Here is a 16,440-nt window from a genome sequence, read left to right as displayed (position 1 = left end):
TCCTGCAAGAGCAGCGGACAACATCGTGTCGCACGTAGTGCATTCTTTGCGAATGAATTTCATTTGAAATTCCCATCAGACCGCACTTATATATATGGTCAGCAAAAACGGGTATCGGATTCATGACGCCTCAGAGCCGTAACATCGCTACAAATTGGTTGGTTGATGCAGGATTGCGTCCCACACGTCAGAGAGTTGCCCTGGCGGAGTTGCTGGTTGGCGACGGACGTCATCGCCATGTGACCGCAGAAAGCCTGTTCGAGTCGGCCAAGAAAAACGGCGACGCGGTATCGCTGGCGACTGTTTACAATACACTGCGCGCGTTCTGTGACGCCGGAGTGTTGCAGGAAATCACCGTTGATGGATCAAAAAGCTATTTTGATACCAACACTCATGATCACCCGCATTTCTTCTGGGAAGACGAAAGCCGCCTGAGCGATGCACCGTCTGATCAACTGGTCATCCAGCGTTTGCCCGAAGCGCCCGAAGGGGTCGAGATTGCCTCGGTTGATGTGGTGATCCGCCTGCGCAAAAAGCCGTAACTACTCAGTTCGCAAACATTCGATAAGCGATCGCTCAGCCGCTGCGATAAGCGAGTCGGTGGGCCCGGTGCCGTGGCGGGCCAGAACCACGGCTTCGGTCGCATCGGGGTCGGCAATGGACAGGCTGACCAAGGGCATGTGATCATAACTGAACTCACTATCCGGACTGGCATAGCTGATGCCTATCCCTTCGCCGTGAGCGGCCAGACTGCGTTGAATTTCAAGCGATTCTGCCCGGTGAGAAACGGTGGGGTTGAGGCCGCGGCTCCGGAACAGCCCAAGTACGTGCTGGGCGGACAATCCTTCTTTGGACAGGATCAGCGGATATGCTTCGAGTTCTGTGAGCGATGTCTGGTGGGACGCTGCCAGAGGATGATCTGGTGCCACAAGTGCGCGCGGACCGCTACTGAACAGTCTTTGACGTGTAAAACCGGCATCCATTCCCAGATCATAAGTGACCGCCAAATCAAACTGACCGTCGGTGAGGCCCGTAATCAGGCCTTCGAAACTCTCGACGCCATGGGTCACCACAACATCGGGGAGCGTGTCCCGAAGTGTGTGGAGGGCTTTGGCCAACAGAAATGGCGCCAGATCCACGAAACACCCAAGCCTCAATCGGCTGGCACCCGTCACTGGTTGCTTCGAATCTTCCAGCAAGGCGGCGCTGTTCAACAGGGCTTCGGCCTCTTCAATGAACTTTCGTCCCTGTGGTGTCAGCGCCATCGCCGCCCCACGCCTGCGTGAGAACAACGGGTACCCCAAATGTGATTCGACACGGGTAAGTGCATTGGACAGGGCAGGTTGTGACACGTTCAGGTGTTGCGCCGCTGAAGACAGGCTGCCATGGCGGCCAATGGCGCACACATATTCGTATTGCCGCAGTGAGATATATAACATGAAGTTAATAGTTAGTTTGAAAGATATGATTTGAACAGTGGTCACAAACATGCGCAGATCGGGTCGAGCTTTCCAAGGAGACCATCATGACCCACCCCCTTGTTTCCCAAGAGATGATCGACACCTACCAGACAGACGGCGTTGTTTTGGTCAAAGGCCTGTTCGCTGATCATGTTGAAGCATTGCGTGACGGCGTCGCCGCCAACATGGCCGAGCCCGGGCCTTATGCATCTGAAAACAAGAAAGAGGGTGAGACCGGTCGTTTCTTTGATGATTACTGCAACTGGTCGCGAATTCCGCAATTCAAAGAGGTCATTGAAACCTCGCCGGCTGCCGAAGTGGCTGCAGACCTGATGAAGTCGCAGTCCGTTCAGATGTTCCATGACCATGTGCTGGTCAAGGAACCCGGGACGTCGATGGCCACGCCGTGGCATCAGGACGGGCCTTACTACTTTGTCGAAGGGCAGCAAACGATCAGCTTCTGGTCTCCGCTTGATGCAGTCAGGAAGGCCACCCTGCGTTGCGTCGCGGGTTCACATCGTTGGGAGAAGGAAGTTCTGCCGACGCGGTGGGTGTCCGAGGAAGGGTTCTTTGCGGATGAAGGCCAGTACATTCCTGTTCCGGATCCTGACGCCGAAGGAATGAAAGTCGTGGAGTTCGAGATGGAACCCGGCGATGCGGTAGCCTTTAACTACAAGACATTGCATGGCGCGCGCGGCAATCAGTCTGACAGCCGACGCAGAGCGTTCTCGCTGCGACTTGTTGGTGATGATGCGCGATATGTAGAGCGTCCCGGCCGCACATCGCCCCCATATCCGGGCCATGACATGCAGCCGGGTCAGCGTCTGCGCGAAGACTGGTTCCCGATTTTGTTGCAGCGCTGAGGCTGATCAGAACCACTGGCCGGGTTCGATCAGACCCAAATCCATCAGCTGGCGCGAATTCCACTGGAACGGAACGGAATTGCGCCAGCGGAAGCTGGGGATATCAAAGGTCGATCCCGCATTGCTTTTCAGCGCCTTGGCTGCGCGGAACGAACAAATCGCTGCGGTCAGGTTATGGTGCCAGGGGCAGGAATAGGTGTTGTATTCCGGTTCATTGAACGTGTGATCCGGTAGCAGGGTGAGGCCCTTCTTTGCCTTGAACAACGCAATCCGATCGATGCGGCGCCGCTCATAAGGAATGTGATCCTCGAACCGCCAACGCAGGCCGCCTGACATGTCCAGCTGGCGCTCCAGCGGTTGTCCTGTCGCATCGTGTCGGGCGTGGGCATAGTAGCCGGTGCCGTCCAGCATCGCGTGATCGACATCCACACCGTTGGGGTGCGTCGTGAGGTCGTCAGCATAAAGGTCGATGACGTGGCTGAGCATCGCATTGCGGCGTTCTTCGGTGTGAAAGGCCAGCATCTCGCCGATGCTGCGGGTCTCGCAGAAGGGAAAGTAGAGATACTCGGCGTTATAGCAGTAGTACATCCAGACACCGGGAGCGGCCTGAATGATCTGGTTGATGATCTCGAAGACGACTGATCTGGGCGCGCAAGTCAGTGTGACCCGGTGAATTTGCTTTGTCACTTCCTCGGACAGTTTGAAATCCAAAGGCATGAAGGTGATCACTGATTTGAAACCGAGATCGATGTGATGTCGTAGCGTATTGTCCAGTTCTACGTCGTCCTCGACAAACACCAGTGCGATTGGCCCCTTGGCCAAGGCGCTTTGGCCGGTTTTCAGAAAGTGATCGAGGGATTCGTACTGCATCTCTTGTATTGTGTTTGAACCTTGCTGGAATTTCCGGCCAAATTCGGGTAATTGCGCCAGCATTGCAAGCGGCGTTCTAAGGGTATAGACGACGCCGACCCAGCGAATGCAAAGGCCCGTTCCATGTCCGAACCGAAAAAGCTGTTTATCAAGACCTATGGCTGTCAGATGAATGTCTATGACAGCGAGCGTATGGCCGAAGCGCTGGGCGGTCAGGGTTATGTCGAGACCAAAAGCCCTGACGACGCGGACATGATCCTGCTGAACACCTGCCATATTCGCGAAAAAGCTGCCGAGAAAATCTATTCTGAGCTGGGGCGCTTTAAGGGGCTGAAAGCTGAAAATCCTGATCTGAAGATCGGTGTTGCTGGCTGTGTTGCGCAGGCAGAAGGCCAGGAAATCATGCGCCGTCAGCCGATGGTTGATCTGGTTGTCGGACCGCAAAGCTATCACCGCCTGCCCGAGATGGAGGCGAAGACGCGCGCGGGTGAAAAGGCACTGGATACGGATTTCCCCGAAGAGGACAAGTTCGAGAAACTCAAGGGCCGTCCCAAGGCCAAGCGCGGCCCCACCGCATTTCTGACGGTTCAGGAAGGTTGCGACAAGTTCTGCGCGTTCTGTGTGGTGCCTTATACGCGTGGGGCTGAAGTCAGCCGTCCGGCAGATCGTATCCTGCTTGAGGCAAATGAGCTGGTTGAACGTGGTGTTCGGGAAATCACGCTGCTGGGGCAGAATGTGAACGCCTATCACGGTGCGGGTCCAAACGGGGATATGACCCTTGCCGGTCTGATCTGGGAACTGAACAAAGTTGATGGGCTGGAGCGTATCCGCTTTACCACTTCGCATCCCAATGACATGGCCGATGATCTGATTGAAGCGCACGCGACCTGCGATAAGCTCATGCCTTACCTGCATCTGCCGGTGCAGTCGGGATCCGATAAGATTCTGAAGCGCATGAACCGCAGCCACACCGCCGAAAGCTATCTGCGATTGATTGAGCGCATTCGCGAAGCGCGTCCGGATATCCTGATGTCGGGTGATTTCATTGTCGGCTTCCCGGAGGAAACCGAAGAAGACTTTCAGGCGACTTTGGACCTCGTGGAAGAGGTCAGATACGGTTATGCCTATTCTTTCAAGTACTCTACCCGCCCTGGAACGCCTGCGGCAGAACGGCCACAGGTGGACCAAGAAGCGGCAGATGACCGTCTGCAGCGGCTTCAGGCAATGATTACGCGCCACCAGCGTGAGATTCAGGATTCCATGGTTGGCAAGAAAGTCAGTGTTCTGTTTGAAAAGCCGGGCCGTTTACCTGGTCAGATGGTCGGGAAATCCGAATATCTTCATGCGGTTCACGTCTCGGGCGGTGAAATTGCCAAGGGCGAGTTGAGGGATGTCATGATCACAGCATCCGGTGCCAATTCCCTTGCTGGTGAGCTGTTGTAAGCTTGTAGTTATTCTCGCTTTAGACACCATACATGGTGTTTGTTTCCAATTTTTACCCTTGATTTGTTGCTTGGAACCATGTTCCGAGAATAGTTAACTTTTTTCCGGGGCGGCGTCAGCGCACAATGCGGGCGGGTCGTCGTGACCGGGTGTTTGTTTGTGATGGAGGGTACGAGTGGCAATCTTTGCGAAGGCTTTGAGGCCGAAGGGCAAGCAAGTTTTGTTCGGGGCGGCCTTGACCGTCTCGTTTGCTGGCGCGACGGTTGCCGGTGATTTGACAACTCCTGTCTCGGATCCGGTGGTTGTTGGCCCTGAACGATATTCTGATGATGTCAGTGCGTTTTATCTTGGTCTGAATGCGGGTTACGGATTTGGTGGAACTGATCGGTTCGGGTTGAGAACCGGCGGCGGTACCTTTGATATCGGAAACCTCAAGCCTTCCGGGGCCTACGGCGGCATTCGAGGAGGATGGCGCGGCGTCGTGCCAGCAACGGGCGGTCGCGACTATGTCTACGGTTTTGAGCTTGGATATGATTTTGGCTCGTTGGAAGATACGGTTTCAAGACAGATCGGTACTACGACTGTCACGGGCGGGTCTGAGATATCGGATGTGCTGTCGCTCAAATTCCGCAATGGCCTGACGAACAAAAGTGGAAGCGTTTTGTACTTCGTGTCATTTGGTCTGGTGCAGGGTGAGGTCGCGACGACAAATAGCACCACCAGCGGTGGGACAACCCGGGCCTTTGAGGAAAAAGGGCGCCGCAACGGGTTGTCTGCCAGTATCGGAGCCGAGCACCAGCTGAATGACAACTGGTCGATCACCGGTGAGTACGAGTATGTCCAGTTCGAGTCGAAAGATGTGGTTTTCGGTTCGGGATTCTCAACGAAGTCTACGCCAAAATACAGCGGCCTGCGGGTTGGCCTGAACTACAAGTTTTAATCCACCACGAGGTTCTTCGGCCTTAAATCGCCTTGTTCCAAGGCGGATTTTTGCGTGCCATTGGCGGTTTTATCATAAGGTGTAAATTTTTAGAAACTGCGGCTTGCGCCGACCCGGTTTTGTTGTCACGCTTGAGGTGAAACGCCAAGACAGGAGAACGGATTGGCCATCGGTGCCCTTACCCCACCGCAAGATGAGATGCCCCAACGCGAGGCGCTTGTAGAATTTCCTGATAATCGGTTGCTGATAGATTTGTGCGGCGAGTATGACCGCAATCTGACTGATATTGAGCAGAAGCTTTCGGTTCAGATCGTGAGACGTGGCAATCAGCTTGTCATCATGGGCGAAGAGGATGCCCAGAAACAGGCCATTGAGGTGTTGCAAGCACTATACACTCGTCTGGAAGGTGGCCGCGATGTTGAGGCCGCCGATGTCGACCGGGAATTGCGGATGGGCAATTCCGAGGTTGGAACAGGATCTCGTGATGGTGATCAGCTTGAGATGTTCAAGGGTGGCACAGTCGAGATCAAGACCCGCAAAAAGCTGGTCGAGCCGCGTACGGACGCTCAAAAGGCTTATGTTCAGTCTCTGTTCAACAATGAACTGGCCTTTGGCATTGGACCAGCGGGCACCGGTAAGACCTATCTGGCCGTTGCTGTTGGTGTGTCGATGTTCATCGGGGGTCATGTTGACCGGATCATCCTCAGCCGTCCGGCGGTCGAGGCCGGAGAAAAGCTGGGCTATCTTCCGGGTGACATGAAGGACAAGGTCGATCCGTATATGCAGCCGTTGTACGATGCCCTGAACGATTTCCTGCCGGGCAAACAGCTTGCCAAGCTGATTGAAGAGAAGCGAATCGAAATCGCGCCGCTGGCCTTCATGCGGGGACGGACGCTGGCAAATGCCTTTGTCGTGCTGGACGAAGCGCAGAACGCCACCACGATGCAAATGAAGATGTTCCTGACCCGTCTGGGCGAGGGGAGTCGGATGGTCATTACAGGCGACCGGTCTCAGGTGGATCTGCCTCGTGGGGTTCAATCCGGTCTAGCCGATGCCGAGCGGTTGCTGAAAACGATCCCGAATATCAGCTTCAACTACTTCACCTCCAAGGATGTGGTGCGTCATCCGCTTGTCGCTGCGATCATCGAGGCGTATGAGGTCGATGCGGGCCGCGAAACAGGTTAGAATGCCGGGCCTCTGATAAGCTGGGGCTTCAAGGAATATAGTGGCATGAACCTGGAAATATCCGTTGAGGACGCACGCTGGACAGACCTGGAGCTTTTGTCCGGGCGGGCGATCGCTGCTGTGTTGGCTCGGTTCGGGATCGATTCCGACGTTTGCGAAATCAGCCTGCTGGGGTGCGATGATACCAGAATTTCTGAGTTGAACGCTGAATTCCGTGAAAAGCCGTCGGCGACAAATGTGTTGAGCTGGCCTGCAGAAGATCTGGCCGCAGAGGAAGCGGGGCAGCATCCGTCTCTGCCGAGCCCTGATTTTACAGGGGAAATTGCTTTGGGTGACATCGCAATTTCGTATGATACATGTGCCCGCGAGGCGGAGGCCGCCGGGAAATCCATGGATGATCACGTGACCCATTTGATCATTCACGCAATGTTGCATTTGCTTGGTTACGATCACATTCGTGACCGTGACGCCACTTTGATGGAAAGCATCGAGGTCGAGATACTTGGCAAAATGGGTATTGATGACCCATATAATGGGTAATGTGGGCAATTCTGCCTGAATAGTTGGAACAGGATAATGGGCGATACAGACGGCAGTTCTAGGGCGGCGCAAAGCGCGCTTCCAGAGAACGGCAACAATGACACCGAAGAGAAAAGCGGATTTTTTACTCGAATAATTGATGCCTTCTCCTCGCATGGTGAGGAAGAGGCCGGGTTGATAAACGGCCATGAAAGCGTGAGCTCTCAGCCTCGGGGCATGATCAACCTGCGCCGGATGCGGGTTGAAGATGTTGCGATCCCGACGGCGGAAATCGTGTCAGTTCCCTCGACAATCGCCAAGGATGAACTTGCGCAGGTGTTCCGCGACAGCGGCCTTTCCCGGATTCCTGTATATGATGGTACATTGGATACGCCTTTGGGATTTGTGCACCTCAAGGATTTCGCCCTGACGCACGGTTTCAATGGCGGGTCGTCCGAGTTCGATTTGCGATCAATGCTCAGAACGCTTTTGTTTGTGCCACCGTCCATGCCCATCGGGGTTCTGCTGACTAAGATGCAGACCGAACGCCGCCATATGGCACTGGTGATCGATGAATACGGTGGTGTCGATGGTCTGTTGACGATCGAAGACCTGATTGAACAGGTCGTTGGTGAAATCGCGGATGAGCACGACGCAGATGAAGATCAGCTGTGGATCCAGGAAAAACCGGGCTGCTATGTGGTTCAGGCCCGGGTCCCGCTTGAGGATTTTGAGGCCGAGATCGGCCGATCATTGACCAGCCACGAAGATGTGGATGAAGAAGAGATCGACACCCTAGGCGGACTGGTCTTCATGTTGTCGGGTCGTGTACCTGCGCGGGGCGAGGTTGTGTTGCATCCTGAAGGACCCGAATTTGAGGTGATCGATGCCGATCCACGCCGCATCAAGCGTCTGCGTGTCATGTTACCGGATATCGCTGCATGAACCCTGCCACAGGCTGGCCCTTTTGGCTGAGACTTGCGTTGGCAGCCTTGCTAGGCGCAGTTGGTGCTTATGGGCTGGCCCCATTCGGCTATTGGGGCGCGACACTGATTGCACTGGTGTTGATTGCCCGACTGTTTCTGGCCAGTGAAACCCGGGCCAGAGCAGCCTGGATTGGATGGTTCTTCGCAACCGGATATTTTGCGCATGCGTTGAACTGGATCATCGAACCCTTTCAGGTCGATGCTGACCGCCATGCCTGGATGGCACCTTTCGCCCTTGTTTTCATGGCGGGAGGGTTGGCCCTGTTCTGGGCACCTGCCTTTTGGATATCGCGAAGGCCAGCGTTTTCAGCATTGCGACAGGGTGTATTGCTTGCTGTAGCTTTATCCATCACTGAATTCGCGCGAGGTTACGTGCTGACCGGATTTCCGTGGGCAGGTGTCTCGCAGGTTTGGGTGAACACCCCGGTCGCGCAGCTGTTATCCCTGATCGGTCCCTACGGATTGGCCGCACTGACCTTTGCCGCGACTTTGCCACTGGGGGCTGCCTTGTCTGCACCCAAGGGGTTACGAGCAGTGGTCTTTCCTTTGGCTCTGAGTGTTGGCTTTGCAGTGCTGGCGCTAGGCTACGCATCGATCCGCCCGGCAGTAGTTGAAACCGAAAACACCGTGCGTCTGGTGCAACCCAATGCGCCGCAGCATCAAAAATGGGATCCGGATTACGCGCCATTGTTTTTCGCGCGACAGATTGAGTTCACCGCAGCAGAGCCACGTCCGGACCTGATCGTTTGGCCGGAAACATCCGTTCCCGCCTGGTTGGCAAGCGCCCAGCCGTATCTCAGCGCTATTGCACATGCGGCAGACGGAACGCCGGTCTTTCTGGGTATTCAGCGCGGAGACGGTCCGCGTATCTACAACTCAATGATCTATCTTGATGAGAACGGGCGACAAGCGGGTCTTTACGACAAGCATCATCTTGCGCCGTTCGGTGAATATGTGCCCTTCGGTGATCTCATGGCGCGGTTTGGGATTTTCGGTCTTGCCGCGACCAGCGGCAATGGCTTCAGTGCAGGACCCGGTGCTGCACTGTTGGATGCAGGTAAGCTTGGTAAGGCGTTGCCATTGATCTGCTATGAGGCAGTTTTTACGCAGGATGTATTGGCGGCCCCGGACAGGGCAGACTTTCTGTTGCAAATCACCAATGATGCCTGGTTTGGGACGCGTTCGGGACCCTATCAGCATCTGGCGCAGGCTCAGATGCGCGCGATCGAGCAGGGCCTGCCGATGATGCGTTCGGCCAATACCGGCGTATCTGCGATGATTGATCCGCTTGGGCGGGTGACACATTCCCTGGCACTTGGTCAGGCTGGATATGTGGACGCGACATTGCCCCAGCCACTGAAACCCACGATTTATGCCAGAATGGGCGATTTTCCGGTATTTCTGATGTTATCCGCCCTGTTTCTGCTGCTTGTGCGCAACGTCCGGAAGGATTGAGGCTAATTTCCGATTGACCCTTTGTTTTTCTGGGCGTATCCCGTCGGGCGCCTGTCACAACGGCTTCCTGACGTGGCAGGGAAATCTCAATGGAGCACTTTCATGTCCAGACAGAACTACACATTTACTTCGGAATCCGTATCCGAAGGGCACCCGGATAAGGTCTGTGACCGTATTTCCGATGCAGTACTCGACGCATTTCTGAATGAAGAACCCGAAGCACGCGTGGCGTGCGAAACCTTTGCTACGACCAACCGGGTCGTCATCGGTGGAGAAGTAGGTCTGTCTGATCAGGAAAAGCTGCATGACTACATGGGCCGTATCGAAGAAATCGCGCGCGCCTGTGTCAAAGACATCGGTTACGAGCAGGATAAATTCCACCACGAAACCGTTGAAGTAACAAACCTGTTGCACGAGCAGTCTGCGCATATTGCCCAGGGCGTTGATGCATCCAGCGATAAAGACGAAGGCGCTGGTGACCAGGGTATCATGTTCGGTTATGCGACGACCGAAACACCTGCACTGATGCCTGCACCGATCCAGTACTCGCACGCGATCCTGCGCCGTCTGGCCGAAGTGCGTAAGAACGGTACCGAGCCTGCGCTGGGCCCGGACGCGAAATCGCAGCTGTCGGTAATCTATCGTGATGGCAAGCCGGTCGGCGTAAGCTCGATCGTTCTGTCGACGCAGCATCTGGATGAATCCCTGACTTCGGACGATATCCGCAAAATTGTTGAGCCCTACATCACTGAATCCCTGCCCGAAGGCTGGCTGAGCGACGAGACCGAGTGGCACGTGAACCCGACGGGTAAATTCGTAATTGGCGGCCCTGATGGTGATGCCGGACTGACCGGTCGTAAGATCATCGTGGATACCTATGGTGGTGCCGCACCTCATGGTGGTGGCGCGTTCTCGGGTAAAGACCCGACCAAGGTTGACCGTTCGGCGGCTTACGCTGCGCGCTATCTGGCCAAGAACGTTGTGGCTGCTGGCATGGCCGAGCGCTGCACCATCCAGCTGAGCTATGCGATTGGTGTTTCCAAGCCGCTGTCGATCTACGCGGACGCACATGGCACAGGTCAAATCGCGAATGCTGAGATCGAAAAGGCAGTTAGCGAAGCCATGGACCTGACGCCGCGTGGCATTCGTGAGCATCTGCAGCTGAACAAGCCGATCTATCAGCGCACGGCAGCTTATGGCCACTTTGGCCGTGAACCGGATGCAGATGGTGGCTTTAGCTGGGAGCGCACCGATCTGGTCGACACCCTGAAAAAAGCAGTCTGACCTGCAAACATTACAAAGCGCGCCCTCCGGGGCGCGTTTTTCGTTGCGGGAGCGTCATGGTTCACTTGACCTCGCCTCTTGCAACGGTACCGGTCTCAAAGTAAGGCCACCGCCATGAGCACCGAGACCCCAAAACGCCCCCGCAGGAATTTCTATGGCCGCTTCAAGGGCAAAACCCTGAAGCCCAGCCAAAAGACCTATCTGTCCGAGGATCTGTCCGATCTTTCGCCGGGTGCAGTGGATTGGGAGACCAACCCCGAACGGACACCGATCGATCTGGATGCACGGTTCGGTGGCAAACCCGTCTGGCTGGAAATTGGCTTTGGTGGGGGCGAACATCTGGTGCATCAGGCGCAGCAGAACCCGGACATCGGAATCATTGGCGCTGAACCTTTCATCAACGGTGTGGCCATGCTGTTGGGCAAAATCCGCAAGGCGGGTGTCGAAAATCTGGCGGTGCATCCCGGCGATGCGCGTGATCTGTTCGATGTGCTGCCAGATGCCAGCATTTCGCGCGCGTTTCTGCTGTATCCCGACCCATGGCCTAAAAAGCGGCACCACCGCCGCCGCTTTGTCACGCCCGAGCACCTTGAGCCGCTGGCCCGGGTGCTGAAGCCCGGATCGATTTTTCGGGTTGCAACGGATATTCCCGACTACGTTCGCCAGACCCTCGAAGAGGTTCCGCGCGCAGGCTTTGAATGGCTGGCTGAACGACCGTCCGACTGGCGCGAGCCTTGGGATGACTGGATCTCAACACGGTATGAGCAAAAGGCGCTGCGCGAAGGGCGGACACCTCATTATCTGACCTTCCGCCGGACCGAGAGCTGATCCCTTTCAGATTTCTGTAATCCTGATCGCTATGCTAGGCTGGGAACGCCACGCGCGTTTCTTTCGCACAAGTATTTTTCAGGAATTGCCATGTCTGATATTCAGATCACAAATTGCCATACCCACTTATTCCACGGGCGGCATGTGCCCGAGGATTATCCTTATCCGGCGCTCAAGCCCTTCAAGAAAATGCCATGGCTTCTAAAGCTGCTGGCATTTGGGGCCCGCCTGATCGGACAACATCCCGTTGCGGAAAAGTTGGATCGGCTGTCGCGTTTCCAACAGGAAACTGCAGAAGACAGCCAACGGGACATTCTCGACAACATGCGGCGACACTATCCGGGCAACACCCGATTTGTCGTTCTGCCGATGGAGCTGTCTGCATTTGGGTACGGCGCACCAGAGGTTCCGCTTAATGCCCAGCATGACGAGTTGGCGAAGCTCGCTGGTGACCCTGAGGTCGGTGGGTCTGTTATTCCATTTGCAACCATTGACCCACGTGCTGACCCGCAGGCAAAGGAGGTGTGGCGCGCAATTGACGGTCTGAAATTCCGTGGCCTCAAGCTCTACCCCCGGCTGGGGTTTGCCCCGGATGACCCGGTATTGATGCAACATGTCTATCCTCGTCTGGAGGAAATGAACTTGCCGGTCATGTCTCACTGCTCACGCGGTGGAGTGCAGGGGCGTTATCTGTCCGATTACTGGGCAGACCGGTACACAGAGCCCGAGGCCTTTATCCCGGTAATGTGGGCACATCCCAAGCTTAGGATTTGTCTTGCGCATTTTGGTGGGCAACGCGACTGGGAAGCCTATGCCAACCCGGATCGGGAAGATCCTCTGGATGATGCATTCAGCCAGAACTGGCAGGTGGAGATCCGGCGTATGATCGGCAGCGGAGATTATCCGGGCCTCTGGACTGACATCTCGTACACGCTGTTTCAGTTCGAGGACTATGCGCCTTTTCTGAGAATGTTCCTGACCGGAGATGATGAGGAAAGCGAGAGATTGCGCTCTCGGGTTCTGTTCGGGTCGGATTATTACATGACCCGTCAGGAAAAGCTGTCGGAGAAGGCAGTATGTATTCGTTTGCGGAATGCGCTGGGGGAAGAAGTGTTCCGGCAGATCGCCGAAGAGAATCCGGCAAAATGGCTGGGAGAGGCCTGACAAACCGCGTCGCGGTCAATGTGCATATCATTGCCGCTGGACCAAGCGGCCCCAATTCGCTAATCGGCCTAGGACTGATAGCGCAAAAGGAGCCCCCATGTCCGGACACGGCACGCCCATCCCGATGACCTCGCATCCCTGCGGCCCGCTGACCGGTACAGCTGAGGTGCCCGGAGACAAGTCGATCTCGCACCGTTCGCTGATCCTGGGCGCCATGGCTGTGGGTGAGACGAAAATCTCGGGCCTGCTTGAGGGCGAGGATGTTCTGGATACAGCCAAGGCGATGCGGGCTTTTGGGGCTGAAGTCACGGATCATGGCGGCGGAGAGTGGACCGTGCATGGTGTGGGTGTCGGCGGCTTTGCCGAGCCTGATCAGGTGATCGATTGCGGCAACTCGGGCACCGGTGTTCGATTGATCATGGGCGCGATGGCGACTTGTCCGATCACTGCAACCTTCACGGGCGACGCCAGCCTGAACAAACGTCCCATGGCGCGCGTCACCGATCCGTTGGCATTGTTCGGAACGCAAGCGGTCGGCCGTTCGGGTGGCCGTCTGCCGATGACCATCGTTGGTGCTGCTGACCCGACCCCGGTACGGTATGAGGTTCCGGTGCCGTCGGCTCAGGTGAAATCGGCGGTGCTGCTGGCGGGACTGAACGCTCCCGGCCAGACTGTAGTGATTGAGAAAGAGGCCACGCGCGACCATTCCGAGCGTATGCTGGCCGGTTTCGGTGCAGAGATCACTGTTGAAGACACGGATGAGGGGCGTGTGATCACCCTGACTGGTCGTCCCGAACTCAAGCCGCAAGTCATCGCGGTTCCGCGTGATCCATCCAGCGCGGCATTTCCGGTCTGCGCGGCGCTTATCACGCCGGGATCGGATGTTCTGGTCCCGGGGATCGGTCTGAACCCGACCCGCGCGGGCCTGTTCACAACCCTGCGTGAGATGGGTGCCGATCTGACCTATGAGAATGAGCGTGAAGAGGGTGGTGAACCTGTCGCCGATCTGCGCGCGCGCTATTCGCCAGACATGAAGGGCATTCATGTTCCGGCGGAACGAGCGGCCTCGATGATTGATGAATACCCGGTTCTGTCCGTTATCGCGGCAAATGCCACCGGGACCACGATGATGGGCGGTGTCAAGGAACTGCGCGTCAAGGAAAGCGACCGGATCGACGCAATGGCGCGTGGTTTGCGCGTGAATGGCGTGACCGTCGAAGAGGGTGACGATTGGTGGTCTGTCGAAGGGCTGGGTATCGGCGGAGTGCCCGGTAACGGCACTTGCGAGAGCTTTCTCGATCACCGTATTGCCATGTCCTTCATGATTCTGGGGATGGGTGCAAAACAGGGCGTTACTGTTGATGATGCAGGCCCTATCGCCACATCTTTCCCGATATTTGAGCCTTTGATGGCAGGTCTTGGCGCTCAGCTGCGCCGGAACAACCGGTAGATCCGATGCCGACAGCCAGCTTCACAGTCGCGATCGACGGGCCGGCAGCTGCCGGAAAGGGTACCATTTCCAAAGGTGTGGCGGCCCGGTTTGGGTTGGCACATCTGGATACCGGATTGTTGTACCGCGCTGTTGGGCGGCGCACGCTGGATGGTGTTGACCCGGTTACCGCAGCGCAATCGCTGACTGCCGAGGAGCTGGAGCAGGGTGATCTGCGTACGGCCGATATCGCTCAGGCTGCATCGAAAGTTGCGGTTATTCCCGAGGTTCGGTCTGCGCTGGTCGACTTTCAGCGCGCCTTTGCCCGCAGGGCAGGCGGTGCTGTGCTGGATGGTAGGGACATCGGGACCGTGATCTGCCCGCATGCCGAAGTAAAGCTGTTCGTAACGGCGAGCCCTGAGGTCCGGGCTGAGCGTCGCTATCTGGAGCTGAACGCCAAAGGCGCGGACGTGACGCGGGAACAGGTATTGGCCGATGTGCAGGAGCGTGATTCCCGCGATGCCGCGCGAAGCGCGGCTCCTATGAAAGCGGCAGATGACGCCGTTCTACTGGATACTTCAGAATTGAGCATTGATGACGCTTTGGCACAGGCAATTGCGGTTGTGCAAAAGAAGCTGCCCGTAGCGGATTAACGCCACGGGCAGAGAGCGGGCGAAATTTAAAGTTCGCCCACAGCGATGCTCTTGATCTTAGACCACTGATCATCTGCAGTTTTTGCCGTGGCGGTTACGTCCTCCAGGAAGCTGGCGCGGGTTGCAGCGTTCAGGAACAGATATAGCTTGCCATCGGCAACAAGATACTGATCCGGATCCCCGTCGAACTTTTTGCCGACAGATACCCCAAACGAGCAAAAGCCACCGTGTTGCGGAAGATAGGCTGCAGGGTTGGCCTCGAATGCCTCGCGGTTCTCGGATGAGGTGAAGTAATAGGATGCACCGTCATACGTGGCCGAGTGGTTGGCAAACCCTTCGACCGGATTGCCGTCCTGAACCAGAGCAACCAGATCGACACCATGTGCCGCCAGCGGTGCACCACCCGCCGAGATACCATTCGAGACGTTGATCTCATCTGCAGCAAAAGCGGGGGCGGCAATCAGGGGCAGGGTTGCGATAAGCGTGGTCAAAACAAGGGATTTCATTCTGTTTTTCCTTTCAATTTGGGTTTGGGTCAGATGCGTTTCCGACCGGTATTGCGAAAGTAGGGGCAGATGGCTGAACGTGTTATCGCAGGAAGGACAGCAAACATTGCAGAACGTTCAGAGTTTAGGATTAGCCGAATATCCCGCTCACTAAGCTTTGTTTGGCCAGTCTAGAACCAGTTGCCTATTGTCGAGGTATAATTTGCAGGAGTGACCCAATGATCCGACTAGTCCTGATAATGATGTTTCTTGCCACAGGGCTTGCCGCACAAGAGGCTGAGCCACCGATGACTTATGAGCGGCTGGGTAAGATCATCTTTGCTCTTGATCCGGATGCGCAGCCGCAAGGTCCAGGGTTTGAGTTTACGGTGTCGGATGTGCCTGTGTTGGTCATCACTGATACAAATGCGGATCGAATGCGGGCCATGGTTGCGATCCGCAGCGCCGAAGAATTATCGAACCAGGACCTTCAGCGCATGATGCAGGCCAATTTCGATAGTACGCTCGATGCGCGTTATGCGATCGCAAACGGAACTCTGTGGGCTACGTATATTCATCCGTTGTCATCTCTGGAAAAGGACCAACTGATCTCAGGATTGGCGCAAACCGTAAATATCGCAAATACTTACGGCACTCTGTATTCTGGCGGCGCCGCGGAGTTTGGCGGGGGTGACAGCCATGATCTTCAGCGGGAACTGATTGAAGACCTCTTGAAGAAAGGCGAGGAAATCTGAGGAACGTGTGGATTTCGCATCTGTTCTGATGGCGCGGAAACCGTTGCGTCACAGGCCCTAGCTGGATGCAGGAAAGCTGCTATAGTCTCTCATAAGCTAAAAGGGAAAGCTGCTCTACAAG

At 56.0% G+C, this 16,440-nt stretch carries 17 protein-coding genes and 1 riboswitch; of the genes, 14 read left to right on the top strand and 3 right to left on the bottom strand.

What is annotated here, in order from left to right; genetic code table 11:
• The first annotated feature begins 122 nt into the window (after positions 1-122).
• Positions 123-542 carry an iron response transcriptional regulator IrrA gene (gene irrA / locus ACR0IO_RS13965; protein WP_155148920.1) on the top strand — a complete coding sequence of 140 codons (420 nt, stop codon included), beginning with the start codon at positions 123-125 and terminating at the stop codon, positions 540-542.
• Here the strand turns inward: irrA and ACR0IO_RS13960 are convergent, their stop codons facing one another.
• The gene (locus ACR0IO_RS13960) at positions 543-1,439 is read right to left on the bottom strand and encodes a LysR family transcriptional regulator (protein ID WP_480742263.1); all 897 of its coding nucleotides are present in this window, start codon (positions 1,437-1,439) and stop codon (positions 543-545) included.
• Positions 1,440-1,525: 86 nt separating this feature from the next.
• On the opposite strand from ACR0IO_RS13960, the gene ACR0IO_RS13955 reads away from it, so the two are divergent.
• Entirely contained in the window at positions 1,526-2,323 is a 798-nt protein-coding gene (locus tag ACR0IO_RS13955; protein WP_155148924.1) for a phytanoyl-CoA dioxygenase family protein, read from the top strand.
• Between the two features lie 6 nt (positions 2,324-2,329).
• Here the strand turns inward: ACR0IO_RS13955 and ACR0IO_RS13950 are convergent, their stop codons facing one another.
• Entirely contained in the window at positions 2,330-3,193 is an 864-nt protein-coding gene (locus ACR0IO_RS13950; RefSeq protein WP_480742262.1) for a hypothetical protein, read from the bottom strand.
• A 123-nt stretch (positions 3,194-3,316) separates the two neighbouring features.
• On the opposite strand from ACR0IO_RS13950, the gene miaB reads away from it, so the two are divergent.
• The 11 genes from miaB to cmk all read left to right on the top strand — a co-directional run bounded on the left by miaB (position 3,317) and on the right by cmk (position 15,079).
• Positions 3,317-4,636 (top strand): tRNA (N6-isopentenyl adenosine(37)-C2)-methylthiotransferase MiaB, encoded by a 1,320-nt coding sequence (gene miaB / locus ACR0IO_RS13945; protein WP_480742261.1) that lies wholly within the window; start codon positions 3,317-3,319, stop codon positions 4,634-4,636.
• Positions 4,637-4,811: 175 nt separating this feature from the next.
• Entirely contained in the window at positions 4,812-5,576 is a 765-nt protein-coding gene (locus ACR0IO_RS13940; protein WP_209016319.1) for an outer membrane protein, read from the top strand.
• A gap of 162 nt (positions 5,577-5,738) precedes the next feature.
• Complete coding sequence (locus tag ACR0IO_RS13935; RefSeq protein ID WP_480742260.1) at positions 5,739-6,761, top strand: PhoH family protein; 1,023 nt, start codon at positions 5,739-5,741, stop codon at positions 6,759-6,761.
• A 45-nt stretch (positions 6,762-6,806) separates the two neighbouring features.
• The gene (gene ybeY / locus ACR0IO_RS13930) at positions 6,807-7,301 is read left to right on the top strand and encodes an rRNA maturation RNase YbeY (protein ID WP_480742259.1); all 495 of its coding nucleotides are present in this window, start codon (positions 6,807-6,809) and stop codon (positions 7,299-7,301) included.
• Between the two features lie 36 nt (positions 7,302-7,337).
• Complete coding sequence (locus ACR0IO_RS13925) at positions 7,338-8,225, top strand: hemolysin family protein (RefSeq protein WP_155148934.1); 888 nt, start codon at positions 7,338-7,340, stop codon at positions 8,223-8,225.
• Complete coding sequence (gene lnt / locus ACR0IO_RS13920; RefSeq protein ID WP_480742258.1) at positions 8,222-9,721, top strand: apolipoprotein N-acyltransferase; 1,500 nt, start codon at positions 8,222-8,224, stop codon at positions 9,719-9,721. Before ACR0IO_RS13925 ends, lnt begins: the two co-directional genes overlap by 4 nt.
• Positions 9,722-9,769: 48 nt before the next feature.
• A riboswitch (SAM-SAH riboswitch) is annotated at positions 9,770-9,818 on the top strand.
• A 5-nt stretch (positions 9,819-9,823) separates the two neighbouring features.
• Positions 9,824-11,005 (top strand): methionine adenosyltransferase, encoded by a 1,182-nt coding sequence (metK, locus tag ACR0IO_RS13915; protein WP_155148938.1) that lies wholly within the window; start codon positions 9,824-9,826, stop codon positions 11,003-11,005.
• Positions 11,006-11,119: 114 nt separating this feature from the next.
• A complete protein-coding gene (trmB, locus tag ACR0IO_RS13910; RefSeq protein ID WP_196223541.1) occupies positions 11,120-11,833 on the top strand; it encodes a tRNA (guanosine(46)-N7)-methyltransferase TrmB in 714 nt (237 codons plus the stop codon).
• Positions 11,834-11,923: 90 nt separating this feature from the next.
• The gene (locus tag ACR0IO_RS13905) at positions 11,924-12,997 is read left to right on the top strand and encodes an amidohydrolase family protein (RefSeq protein ID WP_480742257.1); all 1,074 of its coding nucleotides are present in this window, start codon (positions 11,924-11,926) and stop codon (positions 12,995-12,997) included.
• A gap of 97 nt (positions 12,998-13,094) precedes the next feature.
• Positions 13,095-14,447: a 3-phosphoshikimate 1-carboxyvinyltransferase gene (gene aroA, locus ACR0IO_RS13900; protein ID WP_480742256.1), complete on the top strand. Its 1,353-nt coding sequence runs from the start codon at positions 13,095-13,097 to the stop codon at positions 14,445-14,447.
• Between the two features lie 5 nt (positions 14,448-14,452).
• A complete protein-coding gene (cmk, locus tag ACR0IO_RS13895) occupies positions 14,453-15,079 on the top strand; it encodes a (d)CMP kinase (protein ID WP_480742255.1) in 627 nt (208 codons plus the stop codon).
• Between the two features lie 26 nt (positions 15,080-15,105).
• On the opposite strand, the gene ACR0IO_RS13890 is transcribed toward cmk, so the two are convergent.
• Positions 15,106-15,585: a YHS domain-containing (seleno)protein gene (locus ACR0IO_RS13890; RefSeq protein ID WP_170334134.1), complete on the bottom strand. Its 480-nt coding sequence runs from the start codon at positions 15,583-15,585 to the stop codon at positions 15,106-15,108.
• 218 nt (positions 15,586-15,803) lie between these two features.
• On the opposite strand from ACR0IO_RS13890, the gene ACR0IO_RS13885 reads away from it, so the two are divergent.
• Entirely contained in the window at positions 15,804-16,319 is a 516-nt protein-coding gene (locus ACR0IO_RS13885) for a hypothetical protein (protein WP_170334131.1), read from the top strand.
• The last annotated feature ends 121 nt before the right edge of the window (positions 16,320-16,440 follow it).

The sequence above is a fragment of the Ruegeria sp. CE12 genome, assembly GCF_056537525.1.
Note: the sequence above shows the minus strand (reverse complement) of the source record. Positions and strands in the feature narration are given on the sequence as shown.

Coding starts and splice junctions, on each gene's coding strand:
- ACR0IO_RS13950 (WP_480742262.1), bottom strand. CDS start 3,193: ATGCAGTACGAATCCCTCGATCACTTTCTGAAAACCGGCCAAAGCGCC.
- aroA (WP_480742256.1), top strand. CDS start 13,095: ATGTCCGGACACGGCACGCCCATCCCGATGACCTCGCATCCCTGCGGC.
- lnt (WP_480742258.1), top strand. CDS start 8,222: ATGAACCCTGCCACAGGCTGGCCCTTTTGGCTGAGACTTGCGTTGGCA.
- ybeY (WP_480742259.1), top strand. CDS start 6,807: ATGAACCTGGAAATATCCGTTGAGGACGCACGCTGGACAGACCTGGAG.
- ACR0IO_RS13925 (WP_155148934.1), top strand. CDS start 7,338: ATGGGCGATACAGACGGCAGTTCTAGGGCGGCGCAAAGCGCGCTTCCA.
- miaB (WP_480742261.1), top strand. CDS start 3,317: ATGTCCGAACCGAAAAAGCTGTTTATCAAGACCTATGGCTGTCAGATG.
- trmB (WP_196223541.1), top strand. CDS start 11,120: ATGAGCACCGAGACCCCAAAACGCCCCCGCAGGAATTTCTATGGCCGC.
- metK (WP_155148938.1), top strand. CDS start 9,824: ATGTCCAGACAGAACTACACATTTACTTCGGAATCCGTATCCGAAGGG.
- cmk (WP_480742255.1), top strand. CDS start 14,453: ATGCCGACAGCCAGCTTCACAGTCGCGATCGACGGGCCGGCAGCTGCC.
- ACR0IO_RS13890 (WP_170334134.1), bottom strand. CDS start 15,585: ATGAAATCCCTTGTTTTGACCACGCTTATCGCAACCCTGCCCCTGATT.
- ACR0IO_RS13955 (WP_155148924.1), top strand. CDS start 1,526: ATGACCCACCCCCTTGTTTCCCAAGAGATGATCGACACCTACCAGACA.
- ACR0IO_RS13885 (WP_170334131.1), top strand. CDS start 15,804: ATGATCCGACTAGTCCTGATAATGATGTTTCTTGCCACAGGGCTTGCC.
- ACR0IO_RS13960 (WP_480742263.1), bottom strand. CDS start 1,439: ATGTTATATATCTCACTGCGGCAATACGAATATGTGTGCGCCATTGGC.
- ACR0IO_RS13905 (WP_480742257.1), top strand. CDS start 11,924: ATGTCTGATATTCAGATCACAAATTGCCATACCCACTTATTCCACGGG.
- irrA (WP_155148920.1), top strand. CDS start 123: ATGACGCCTCAGAGCCGTAACATCGCTACAAATTGGTTGGTTGATGCA.